9 protein-coding genes are annotated in these 12,522 nt (G+C 69.6%); 1 reads left to right on the top strand and 8 read right to left on the bottom strand.

The genetic code is table 11. The features are described 5' to 3' along the window. Positions 1 to 5: 5 nt before the first annotated feature. The 7 genes from J4E04_RS09080 to J4E04_RS09050 all read right to left on the bottom strand — a co-directional run bounded on the left by J4E04_RS09080 (position 6) and on the right by J4E04_RS09050 (position 8,496). Entirely contained in the window at positions 6 to 857 is an 852-nt protein-coding gene (locus J4E04_RS09080; protein ID WP_490150376.1) for a type IV toxin-antitoxin system AbiEi family antitoxin domain-containing protein, read from the bottom strand. Positions 858 to 948: 91 nt separating this feature from the next. Then, positions 949 to 2,022 carry an XdhC family protein gene (locus J4E04_RS09075; RefSeq protein WP_490150375.1) on the bottom strand — a complete coding sequence of 358 codons (1,074 nt, stop codon included), beginning with the start codon at positions 2,020 to 2,022 and terminating at the stop codon, positions 949 to 951. Further along, entirely contained in the window at positions 2,022 to 3,464 is a 1,443-nt protein-coding gene (locus tag J4E04_RS09070) for an NCS2 family permease (protein ID WP_027504991.1), read from the bottom strand. The genes J4E04_RS09075 and J4E04_RS09070 overlap by 1 nt, the downstream gene beginning before the upstream one ends. 4 nt (positions 3,465 to 3,468) lie before the next feature. Further along, the gene (locus tag J4E04_RS09065; protein ID WP_490150374.1) at positions 3,469 to 5,805 is read right to left on the bottom strand and encodes a molybdopterin cofactor-binding domain-containing protein; all 2,337 of its coding nucleotides are present in this window, start codon (positions 5,803 to 5,805) and stop codon (positions 3,469 to 3,471) included. Beyond that, positions 5,802 to 7,157 (bottom strand): 8-oxoguanine deaminase, encoded by a 1,356-nt coding sequence (locus tag J4E04_RS09060; protein ID WP_490150373.1) that lies wholly within the window; start codon positions 7,155 to 7,157, stop codon positions 5,802 to 5,804. Before J4E04_RS09060 ends, J4E04_RS09065 begins: the two co-directional genes overlap by 4 nt. After that, positions 7,154 to 7,627: a (2Fe-2S)-binding protein gene (locus tag J4E04_RS09055; RefSeq protein ID WP_027504988.1), complete on the bottom strand. Its 474-nt coding sequence runs from the start codon at positions 7,625 to 7,627 to the stop codon at positions 7,154 to 7,156. Before J4E04_RS09055 ends, J4E04_RS09060 begins: the two co-directional genes overlap by 4 nt. A gap of 2 nt (positions 7,628 to 7,629) precedes the next feature. Further along, entirely contained in the window at positions 7,630 to 8,496 is an 867-nt protein-coding gene (locus tag J4E04_RS09050; RefSeq protein WP_490150372.1) for an FAD binding domain-containing protein, read from the bottom strand. A gap of 94 nt (positions 8,497 to 8,590) precedes the next feature. Here J4E04_RS09050 and J4E04_RS09045 point away from each other — a divergent pair, with 94 nt between their 5' ends. Continuing rightward, positions 8,591 to 10,096 carry a PucR family transcriptional regulator gene (locus J4E04_RS09045; protein ID WP_490150371.1) on the top strand — a complete coding sequence of 502 codons (1,506 nt, stop codon included), beginning with the start codon at positions 8,591 to 8,593 and terminating at the stop codon, positions 10,094 to 10,096. Between the two features lie 9 nt (positions 10,097 to 10,105). Here J4E04_RS09045 and J4E04_RS09040 read toward each other — a convergent pair whose 3' ends face one another. Then, the gene (locus J4E04_RS09040) at positions 10,106 to 12,481 is read right to left on the bottom strand and encodes a lysylphosphatidylglycerol synthase transmembrane domain-containing protein (RefSeq protein WP_490150370.1); all 2,376 of its coding nucleotides are present in this window, start codon (positions 12,479 to 12,481) and stop codon (positions 10,106 to 10,108) included. Positions 12,482 to 12,522 lie beyond the last annotated feature (41 nt).

Below are 12,522 nucleotides of genomic sequence, written 5' to 3'. Positions count from 1 at the left end.
GCGGATCACTGCACACGATCGACGAGCGCGCGGATCTCCGCGATCACGTCGCCGGGACGCTCGGTCAGGTCGCGCCAGGTGTAGCGCAGCACCGTCCACGACGCGCTCAGCACGTTCTGCCGGATACGGTCACGCTGGAAGGCCGCGCTGTCGGAGTGGAATGCCCACCCGTCGATCTCGATCGCCAAGCGCTGCACCGGGAACGCGATGTCGAGCACGTACCCGCCGAACGGATGGTTCACCACCCACCCGCGGAGCCCGGATACGGTGAGCAGGCGAACAACGAGTCGCTCCGCCTCCGATCGAGCGCCGGACTCGGCCGCCCGCAACAACCGCTCTGCTTCCGTGCTGCCGTGTCGTCCGCGATTGCGGTCCTGCGCCCGCCGTAGGCCCAGAAGAGTCGCGTGCCGCTGCAGCTGCCGGTCCATGACCTCCTGGCCGAGAACGACGGATGCCTCGAGCACCGTCAGCGCCAGACCGGAGACGCGGACACGGCGGACCTCGACGATGTCTGCCGCATCGAGAGTGCGGCGGCGCAACCGAACCCCCGACGCGGGGCGTCCCGACGCGGTGAGCGGAACGGTGACCTCGACCAGCGGCGGGAGATGCGTCGTCAGGCCCAACCAGAACGCGGCGCTCGTCCCGGTGAGCACTCCGCTGGTGGTCGACCACACTGCGCACCGCACCCGTGCTGTGTCGGTGAACGGTCGGTCGAGGGCGACGTACACGCCGGGACTCACCCGTCGCCACCGTCCCGAGCGGACTCGTCGTTCGAGAGCGTCCGAGCTCAGGCCGGCAGCTCGAGCGTGTGCGGACGTGACCACGCCGTCCTGAGCCGCGAGCAGTCTGTCGATCACGAGTGGTTCGACGCGCAGGGCGGCACGGTCGTTCCCGGTCCGCCTGTGTGCAGTGATCCGCGCCCACCGCGGATCACTGCACACAACTCGGCTACGCCTGACGACGGTCGGGCACGGTCGCGTGGTGGATCGGGCCGTCCCCGAGTGTCAGGGACATGCCGCTGCCGCCGCGCCGCGCCGCCACGAACTCCGCCGCGATGGCCACCGCGGTCTCCTCGGGTGTACTCGCACCCAGGTCGAGGCCGACGGGTGACCGCAGTCGAGACAGCTCGGTCTCGGTCATCCCCACCTCGCGCAGCCGTGCCAGCCGGTCACGGTGGGTCCGCCTCGATCCCATCGCCCCGACGAACGCCACCGGCAACCTGAGCGCGACCTCGAGCAGCGGCACGTCGAACTTCGCGTCGTGGGTCAGGACGCACACCACCGTGCGCGCGTCGACCTCGGTGCGCGCGAGATAGGAGTGCGGCCATTCGGCGATCACCTCGTCGGCGTCCGGAAACCGTGCCCGTGTGGCGAACACCGGGCGCGCGTCGCACACCGTCACGCGGTAGCCGAGAAAGGTACCGAGCCGGGCCAGAGCGCCGGCATGATCGATGGCACCGAAGACGAGCAGTCGCGGCGGCTCGGCATACGACGCGACGAACATCTCCACACCGGGTCGGCAACGAACGGAACGGATTCCGGTGGTCCCGGTGTCCAGCATGGCGCGGGCCTCGTCGACCGCGATGCGGTCGATGTCGGCGAAGCCGGTCGATCCGAGGTGCCTGTCCGGCCGCACGGCCAGGACCGTGCCGACGGAGTCGAGGAGCTGAACGGTGGCGACGGCGCCGTCGAACGACCGCAGGACCGCGGGGTCGGGCGCCGGCGAGACGAAAACCTCGATTTCGCCCCCGCAGGTGAGCCCGACGGCGAACGCGTCGTCGTCGCTGTAGCCGAAACTCTGCCGGACCGCGACGCCGGTGTCCAGGACCTCCTGGCAGAGCGCGTAGACGGCACCCTCGACGCAGCCGCCCGACACGCTCCCCACCACCCGCCCGTCGGAGGCGACGGCCATCGCGGCACCGGGTGACCGGGGCGCACTGCCCGAGACGGCGACGACGGTCGCAACGGCGCAGGACAGCCCCGCGTCATGCCATGCGATCAACCGGTCCGCGATGTCCCGCATCAGGAGATGCCCAGCGCTTCCTCGATGGGGTGCAGCGCGAAGTACACGACGAACACCGCGCTCATGACGTACAGCAGCCAGTGCGTCTGCCGCACCTTTCCCTTGGCCAGGCGAATGATCGTGTAGGACAACACCCCCGCCGCCACACCGACCGTGATCGAGTACGTGAAGGGCATGAGCACGATGGTCAGGAAGGCCGGGATCGCGATCTCGGTGTCCTCCCAGTCGATCTTGCGGACGTGAGTCATCATCAACGCGCCGACGAGGACCAGGGCAGGTGCTGCCGCGCCGACCGGGACGACGCCGGCGAGTGGTGTGAAGAAGATGAGGCTGGTGAGCAGTCCACCGGTGACCACGCTGGCCAGTCCCGTGCGAGCACCCTCCGCGACTCCGGCGGCCGATTCGACCACCGCGGTGTTCGCGGACCCGTTGATCGCGCCGCCGAGGATGGCGCCGATGCCGTCGACGGTGAGGATGCGGCTCAGTCCGGGCAGCCGGCCCTGCTTGTCGACGAGACCGGCTTCCTCGCCCACTCCCAGAATGGTTCCCATGGCGTCGAAGAAGCCCGAGAGCACCAGCGTGAACAACACGACCGACGCGGTGACGACGCCGGCGCGGGCGAAGCCGCCGAACACGTCCACCTCGAACAGCAGGTCGAATCGCGGTGTGGCGACGATGGAATCGGGTACCGAGGGCACCACGGGACCCCATGCGCGTGGGTCGATGTCGACCACGGAGTTCAGCACGATGGCGAGGTTGGTGGCGACGAAGATGCCGATGAGCATCGCACCGGGGACGCGCCGGACGAACAGCACCATCATGACCACGAGGCCGACGCAGAACACGAGGACCGGCCAGCCTGCGAGCTTGCCGAAGATTCCGAGTGTGACTGCGGTGGAGGCGTTGTCGCCGTAGCCGACGAACCCGGCGTCGACGAGACCGATGAGAGCGATGAACGCTCCGATGCCCACTCCGATGGCCTGCTTCAGCACGCGCGGGATCGCGTCCATGATGAGTTGGCGGACACCGGTCAGCGCGAGGACGACGATGATGACACCTTCGAGGACGACCAGCCCCATCGCCTGGGGCCAGGTCATGAACGGCGCGGCCTGGAACACCACGATCGGCGTCACTCCCAGCCCTGCCGCCATGGCGAGCGGCGCGTTGCCCACCACGCCCATCAGCACGGTCGTCAGCCCCGCCGACAGCGCGACCATGGTGCTCAACTGTGCCGGGTCGAGGGTCGCACCGGTGACGTCCTGCGCGTCGCCGATGATGAGCGGGATCAGCACGATCAGGTAGGCCATCGCGACGAACGTCGTGATGCCGCCGCGGATCTCACGGGTGATCGTGGAGCCGCGCATCGTGATGGAGAAGAAGGTGTCGAGTCGGGAGCGGCGTCCGCCGCTGCCCACCGTCGTCGCGGGATCGAGTTTCGTCATGAGGTCAGGGCCTTCCCGGGTCCGTGATGTGTTCGGGTCGTATCGGTACTCGTGTGAGGGCGAGACCGGTGGCGTCGCGAACGGCAGCGACGACTGCGGGGGTGGAGGACAGGGTCGGAGGCTCGCCGGCGCCGCGAAGGCCGTACGGCGCCAGCGGGTCCGGGTTCTCCAGGATGTCGAGTTTCATCGGCGGCATGTCGAGGATGGTGGGGATGAGGTAGTCGGTGAACGACGGGTTCTTCACCAGCCCGTCCACGACGACGATCTCCTCCATCAGAGCCAGGCCCAGTCCCTGAGCCGATCCGCCGTGGATCTGCCCCTCGAGGGAGAGCCGGTTGAGGATCCTGCCGACGTCCTGGACGGCGGCCATCTCGACGACCTTCACCAGACCGAGCTCGACGTCGACGTCGACCACCGCGCGGTGCACGCACAGCGCGAGCTGGGTGTGGCTCGCGCCCTGCCCGGTCACCGGATCCATGCCGGTGGTGGGACGGTGGTGGAACTCGCGGGTCTGCTCTACCACTCGGTCGCCGAGAACGTCCTCGATCGTGGCCAGGACGCCGTCGGTGCGGGAGACGACCTTGCCGCCGTCGAGAGTCAGGTCCGTCGCGGCGCGACCGAGATGCAGTCCGGCGAGGACGAACACGGCCTCCCGGACCGCCTCGCACGCGGCCTTCACCGCACCGCCGGTCATGTAGGACTGGCGGGACGCGGACGACGACCCGGAGTTCCCGACGGTGGTGTCGGCAGGATGGATCGTCACGCGCGACACCCCCAGCTCGGTGCGGGCGATCTGCGCCTCGAGTGTCACCAGGCCCTGTCCCACCTCGGCGGCGGCCGTGTGCACCAGAGCGGTGACCTCGCCGCCGATGACCTCGAGTCGGACCCGCGCCGTCGAGTAGTCGTCGTAGTTCTCGGAGAAGCAGATGTTCTTGAGTCCCACTCCGTAGCCGACTCCCCGCACGACGCCCTCACCGTGCGTGGTCTGCGACGCGCCTCCGGGAAGGTTGCGGATGTCGGAGGTGTCCAGTGGCACCGGCATGGGCATCGCCTCGGCCCGGAGGAGCATCTCGGCGAGGGGCGCGGGAGCCTCGATCACCTGACCGGTGGCGAGGAGCGAACCCTGTGCGACGGCGTTGACGCGGCGGACCTCGACCGGGCTCAGACCGCACGCCTCGGCGAGCTGGTCCATCATCGACTCGTACGCGAAACATGCCTGTACGGCGCCGAATCCGCGCATCGCGCCGCACGGCGGGTTGTTCGTGTAGACGCCGTACGCGTCGATCTCGATGTTCGGGATCACGTACGGTCCCACGCCCAGCGACGCAGCGTTGCCGACGACGTTCAGCGTGGCCGACGTGTAGGCGCCGCCGTCGAGGATGATCTCGACGTCCGCGAACAACAGCCGGCCGTCGCTCGTGGCGCCGTACTCGTAGTGCATCTGCGCCGGGTGCCGGTGCACATGCCCGAAGAACGACTCGTAGCGGTTGTAGACCATCCGGACCGGCTTGCCCGTGTACATCGCGAGCATGGCCGCGTGGATCTGCATGGACAGGTCCTCGCGCCCGCCGAACGCTCCCCCGACTCCGGAGAGCGTCATCCTGATCTTCTCCTTCGGCAGTCCGAGGCACGGCCCGATCTGTTCGAGGTCGTTGTGCATCCATTGCGTCGCGACGTACAGGTCCACCCCGCCGTCGTCGCCGGGAACCGCGAGACCCGATTCGGGTCCGAGGAAGGCCTGGTCCTGGATGCCGACCGAGAAGGCGCTGCTGACGATCACGTCGGCCCGCGCACGCGCAGCGGCCACGTCGCCGACGCGCACCGGTTGGTGGCGTGCGATTCCGCCGCGCTCCTGCACCTTCGGGTAGGTCGGATCCAGTGCGGCACGGCGGGCGTCGCACAGTGGCTCGAGCACCTCGTAGACCACCTCGATCCGTTCCATCGCCCGGCGCGCGGTCTCGGGGTGATCCGCCGCGACGAGGACGATGGGCTCGCCTTCGTGACGCACCTCGCCGAAGGCGAGGACAGGCTGGTCCCAGGTGCCGTCGAGGCCGAAACACGGGCGTCCCGGCACGTCCTCGTGGGTGAGCACGGCCTCCACGCCGGGGAGGGCGAGCGCCGCCGAGATGTCCACGGACACGATGCGCGCGCGGGGATGCGGACTCCGCAGGGTGGCGCCGTGCAGCATGCCGTCGATGAACAGATCGGACGAGTACGCGAACTCTCCCTTGACCTTCAGGGTCCCGTCGGGGCGGAGCGGACTGTCTCCCACGCGTCCGAGGCCCGGTGCGTCCACGGGTGCGGGGAAGGCGCCGGGGCGCGTCCGTCCGGGGGCGCTCACAGGACGTCCTTCGCGAGAGCCATGAGACGACGGTGTGCGTTCGCTCCGGCCGCCGCCGCCTCGTCCTGCGACACGCTGATCAGCGTGTCGTCCTCCACGATCGTCCGACCGCCGACCATCAGGTGGCCCAGGGGCGGCGTCTGCCCGTACGCGAGCGCGACGACGGGATCGTCTATCGCGGCGAAGAAGCCGTCGGTACGCCAGATCGCGAGGTCGGCGAGCTTGCCCACCTCGAGTGACCCGATCTCGTCCTGCCGGCCGAGGACCGTGGCGCCACCGAGTGTCGCTGCTTCGAGAGCCTGGCGGGCACTCAGCGCGGTCGGTCCGTAGCGTGCCCGCTGCATGTACACGGCCTGACGGATCTCGCCGGCGAGCGAGACCATCTCGGCGGACGCCGATCCGTCCACGCCGAGACCGACCGGCGCGCCGGCGTCCAGCAGATCGGCGACACGGGCGATTCCCGCGCCGAGTCGCGCGTTCGAACTGGGGCAGTGCGCGACGCCGGTACCCGTTGCCGCGAGTGAGGTGATGTCGGAGTCGTGCAGGTGGACGGCGTGGGCGAACCACACATCGTCGCCCAGCCACCCCACCTGTTCCATGTACTGCACGGGCGTGCAGCCCATCTGGGCGAGGCAGTGCTCCTCCTCGTCCACCGTCTCCGACAGATGTGTGTGCAGCCGAACACTTTTCGATCGGGCGAGGCTCGCCGATTCCACGAGCAGGTCCTTGCTGATCGAGAACGGGGAGCACGGCGCGACGGCGATCCGCAGCATCGACCCGAACGACGCGTCGTGGTACGTGTCGATCGCGTCCGCGGTGGCGGTCAGGATGTCGTCGAGCTTCTCCACCACCTCGTCGGGAGGGAGCCCGCCGTCCGACACGCCCCGGTCCATCGACCCGCGGCAGGGGTGGAATCGCAGTCCGATCCGCGCCGCCGCGTCGATCTCGGCGGCGAACAGATCGCCCCGTCCCTTCGGGAAGATGTAGTGGTGATCGGTGCTGGTGGTGCACCCGGACTTCGCGAGCCAGCCGAGCCCCGCCAGCGCGGCCCCGCCGACCACCTCGGCGTCCATCTTCGCCCAGGGCCGGTAGAGGGTCACGAGCCACTCGAAGAGGGTGCTGTCCTTCGCCAGTCCCTGCGACGCCCACTGGTACAGGTGGTGATGGGCATTGACCAGACCGGGCGTGACCAGTCCGCCACGCGCGTCGATGATCTCGGCGCCGGGAACGATCGGCGCGGGACCCGCGCCGATCGCGGTCACGAGCGGCCCGTCGACGACGATGTACCCGTGCGGGATCTCGGCACCGACCACGGGTGCGATGTAGGCGTTGGTGACGATGCGAACGCTCATCGGGAATCGGCCCTTCGTGAGGCGGCGAGTCGGACGGCGTCGAGAATCTTCTCGTAACCGGTGCAGCGGCAGAGGTTTCCGGCGAGGGCTTCGCGGATCTCCGCATCGGACGGATCGGGCACCCGCTCGACGAGGTCGTGCGCCTGGACCACCAGCCCGGGTGTGCAGAAGCCGCACTGGACGGCGCCGCACTCCACGAAGGCCTTCTGGATCGGGCCCAGCGCCTCCCCGTCGGAGAGTCCCTCCACGGTGCGCACGCGTCGACCTTCGACCTGGCCGGCCGCCACCAGGCACGAGCACACCGGCACGTCGTCGAGATAGACGGTGCAGGAACCGCACTCCCCCTGCTCGCACGCGTTCTTCGATCCGGGCAGGCCCATGCGCTCGCGCAACACGTAGAGAAGACTCTCGCCCTCCCACACGTCGTCCGCGCTCTGGTCGGTGCCGTTCACCGTGCAGTTCACTCTCATGCTCACGCCGCCTCTCCGTTGTTCCTGTGGTCGCGCCACGACCAGGCGAGAGTGCGTCTCGCCATGACCGCCAGCGCATGTCGCCGATAGTCGGCGGTACCGCGTACGTCGTCGATCGGGCTCGCCGCCTCACGGACCAGGTCGCCGAACCGGCGGGCGACGGCGTCGTCGAGCGGGCCGTCCCAGTCGAGTTCGGCAGCGAGGAACTCCTCGGCGGCGGTGGCGCGGCGCGGCGTCGGGGCGGCCGAACCGATACCCGTCCCGACACGTCGCTCGGCCGGGAACAGGGCGAGCGAGAACGAACACACCGCGATGACCATGGCGTTGCGCGTGCCGACCTTCGAGAAGTACTGCGGCCCGGTGGCCGGCGGCACGTGGAACGCGCGGATCAACTCGTCCGGTTCCAGGCAGTGACGCTTGACGCCGACGTAGAACTGATCGGCCGGAATCATGCGTGTGCCCCGAGCGGCCGACTCGGCCTCGACGATCGCGCCGCAGGCGAGCAGCGGCGCGTGCAGATCGCCGGCGGGCGATGCGCCCCCGAGATTGCCGCCGACCGTCCCCCTGTTGCGGATCTGGGGCGAACCGACCGTGCGCGCAGCTTGCGCGATTCCCGGCAGCCGATCGCCCAGTTCGGCGATGATCCGCACGTACGGCATGCCGGCACCGACGCGGAGCGACTCGTCTGGATTTTCCTCCCAGGTGGTGAGCTCCGTGATCGGGTTCAGGTCGAGCAGCGCCGTCGGTCTGTGCAGATCGAAGTTCATCTCGACCATGACGTCGGTACCCCCCTGCACGGGGACGACATCGGGTCGATCGGCTGCGGTGGCGAGTGCGTCCGCCCAGGTCTGTGGCCGAAGAAAGTCCATGGGAGAAGTACACCCGCCCGCCGTCCGGCGGACGAGACGCAGGAACGACAGACTATGACCCGCATCACACGCGATTCACTGTAGGTTCCTCCGAATGAAGGTGCACGACCTACTCGACATGCCCCATCTCGGACTCGACCCCCTCGTGTCCGACGACGGACGAGACACGGTCATCCGATGGGTCGTGACGACCGACATGCTCGATCCCGGTCGCTATCTCGAGGGCGGAGAACTGGTCCTCACCGGACTGATGTGGCACACGAGACCCGAGGATTCGGACGTCTTCGTCCGTGCGATCACCGGTGCCGGCGTCGCCGCACTGGCGGCCTCGTACGACGGCGTGGTGCCCGCCGATCTCGTCGAGTCGTGCCGCCGACACGGGCTGCCCCTGTTCCGGGTGTCCGCCGCCGTGGCCTTCGCGACGATCACGGAGAGCGTGGTGCGCTCGCTCTCGCGCGAGCGCGCGACCGATCTCCGGTCGGTCCTCGACCGGCACCGCCGCCTGGTGTCGGGCGCCGGCGCCGGGGACGGCATCGGGCCACTTCTCGACCTGGTGTCCGAGGATCTCGGACTGGAGTGCTGGGTGCTCACCCCCGGCGGGCGCGTCGTGGCCTCGTCCCATCCGCTTCCCGACGACATCCGTCCCGACGATCTGGCGCACGACTTCCTCACGGCGCGAGCACTTCCCGTGGTGTCCCACGGCCTGTCCCTCCTCGCCGTCGACGGTGACCGGACGTCGCGCGTCGCCGACGCGATGGTGGCCTTCCGCAGCGACTGGCGCAGTTGGACTCCCGAGCGGCTCGCACTCGCCGAGGACGTGGCGTCGATCGTCGCGCTCGAACGTGAGCGCACCGACGACCGCCTCGGGTCGTCCGGACGCTCGGCGCACCAGCTGATCCGCGTGATCACCGCGGGCGGATCGGTCGCGGACACCCTCGCCCAGATGACGGTGGTCGGCCTCGACACCGACGCTCGGTACGCGGTGGTCGCCGCGGCCGTCGCGAGTGGCCCCCTCCGCCCCGGCGAACTCCGGGTGGTCCTGCGCGAGTTGCTCCCGAGCGGCGGCGCGATCGGTGTGACGGACGGTGAGGTGGTCGCGATCGTTCCCACCGACGACGACCTGACGCCGCGAGTGCGGTCGGGGATGGATCGCCTCGTTCCCGGACTTGCCGGCAGCGACGTCTCGCTCGGCGTCAGCAGCGCGGTGACGGCGGGCGAACTCCGCGGCGCCGTCGACGAAGCCAGGTATGCCCGCCGGCTCGCGGCCGGCCGCAGCGACGGGGTCCGCATCGTGGGGCACGACGAACTGGCGGATCTGGTGCTGCTCCTGGCGAGCGTGCCGGACGAGATGAGACGGCTGTTCCGCTCGCGTCTGCTGGATCCTGTCGTGGAGTACGACGACCGCCATCAGAGCGATCTCGTCCCGACTCTGCGAGCCTTCCTCGACTGCAACGGATCGTGGACGGCGTGCTCGACCCGGCTGCACCTGCACGTCAACTCGGTGCGCTACCGCATCCAGCGCATCGAGGAACTCACCGGTCGGGATCTCTCCGGACTCGAGGACCGCGTGAACTTCTATCTGGCACTGCGGATGTCGTGACGGCCGGGATCAGATCATGTCCTTGCGCGCCAACCACCGCATGATCGGCCAGCCGAGGAACACCGGGATCCAGCACGTGAGCACGCGATAGAGCAGAACGGACGGCACCGCGATGGTGGCGGGCAACCCGAACGCCGCCAGACCGCCGATGAGAGCGGCTTCCACGGCGCCGATGCCACCCGGCGTCGGGGCTGCGGAGGCGAGCGTCCCACCGATCATCGTGACGATGGTGACCGTGATGAAGGTGGTGCCCCCGCCGAACGCCTCGATGCTCACCCACAGCGCGAAGGCAGCACCGAGAGTGGTTGCAGCGCAGCCCAGCACGATGACGGTGAAGCGTGCCGGATGCCGCACGAGCTCCGAGAGGTCCGAGTAGACCTCCGCGAGCTGAGGCCGCACCGCGGTGCGCAGGAAGCGCCGCAGGGTGGGCACGAACAGGAAGGCGCCGAGGGCGCCGAACGCGACACCGGCGATGAGGTACAGGATCGTGGCGCTCGGGACGAAGCGGGACAGGTCGGCGGACTGGCCCGCCGCGACGCTGAACACCACGAGCAGCGTCACGTGCGAGATCACCTGCACCAGTTGCTGCAGGGCCACCGCGGCGGTCGAGCGCGTGAGCGTCAACCCGCCCTTCTGCAGGAAGCGGACGCTCAGCGCCAGTCCGCCGACACCCGCCGGAGTCGTCGTCGCCGCGAACGTGTTGGCCACCTGCATGATCGTCGTGTTCAGGAAACCCACGGCGCCCGAGGCGCACGCCCACAGCGCCGCGGCCGCTCCGAAATAGGTCGCGGCGGAGATCGCGAGACCGAGCAGTGCCCACCACCAGTCGATCGAGGCCAGCTCGGAGGCGAAGGTCGGGACCTGACTGATGAACGGATACGCGACGTAGACCAGCGCGATGAGCAGGACCAACTGCACGACCTGGTTACGCGAGAACCGCGTCACCTGCTCGGTGGCGATCGCCGAGGTCCCGGTCCGGGCCAGCACCGTGTCGCGCGTCGCCGTGAGCACCCCCTTGGCGTCGTGCACCGCCCGGCGCACGCGGGTCGGGATGGCGGACGGCGTGAGCCGGCGTGAGGCGGTGAGAACGTCCGCCGGGCCGAGCCTGTCGATCGCGGCGTCGACGGCGACGTCGGGCCCGTACAGCGATGCGGTGGTCAGCATCAGCTGCGCGGCGTCCGAGTGCAACTGGGCCTGCGACGCGCCGAGTTCCGCGGTGTCGAAGCCACCGAGCAATGCGGTGCCGTCCTCGTCGATCCGGATGTCGTCGACCCGGAGGTCTCCGTGCGAGATCTGCCGGGAGCGCAGCACTCCCAGAGTCCGCCACAGTGCGTGCGCATCCTGCGGACGCTCGGGGTCCACGCGCCGACCGCGGGGAACGCTGTGGGCGTACAGGACCCAGCCACGCTCGAGGGCCGACACCGCCGTCGGGACACAGGCCGCCACGCCCAGGTCGTTCAGCGCGATGCCCATCAACGCGCGATGCTCCACCGCGCGGCGCTGTGAGGCGTGCAGGGGCGGGCTCTCCGACGACCGCAGAGTCACCAGTCGGCGCAGCAGACGCAGGGCGCCGCGGCTGCGCTGATTGGGACCGAACAGCTCGACGACGACGTCGTGGCCCACCGGCCCGATCCGTCCCGAGAGCACCAGGGGACCCGAACCCGCCGGGCGCAGAACGACGAACCCGGCGATGTCGACTCCCCGGCGCTTCAGGGCACGGACGGCCTCGGCGAGCGGCACCTCGAGTGCCGGGGTGCCCACCACCCAGATCACGAGCGATCCGGCGAGCCACCCCACGGCGAGACCGAGCAGCGAGCGCGCGGGGACGACGGTGCTGATGAGCAGATGGATCGGGACGAAAGCCAGCAGCAGCACCCACCACGTCCGCTTCCAGCGGATCGGCAGCCCCGGGCCGGAGACGGTGAGCACGGCCGCGACGATGGCGATCCAGCGCGGATCGTCGAGGATCTGCGAGAGCAGGGTGTCCAGGCGCGTCGATTCGTCGATGTGCCACTTCGGCGCGGAGATCCCGCTGCCACTGACCGACAACGCCAGTGCGGCCACCACGGCCGCAGCGACGTAACCCGCGAGCAGCCGCCAGCGGCGTGCCGCCACCAGTCCGGCGAGCACGGTGAACGGAAGAGCCAGAATGGCGACGCCGTACACGAGATAGACGGCATTGGACTGGCTCGGGGTGAGCACGCCGACGATGTCGGAGATCGAGCGCTCCAGCGCTGTCCACTCGTTGCGGGTCACCAACGAACCGACGACGATCGCCCCCAGGACGATCGCCGCGGTCACCACCCGCAGGATGTCGCTCGTTCGCCGGGTCAACGGTTGCAGGACGCTCCCGGTGACCGGGATGTCTCTTCCGTCGACCAGCACACCGGCCAACCTATCGGAGCGGTGGGCCGCCGGCGGTGAGG

It is taken from the genome of Rhodococcus sp. NFXS4 (assembly GCF_058139645.1).
Note: the sequence above shows the minus strand (reverse complement) of the source record. Positions and strands in the feature narration are given on the sequence as shown.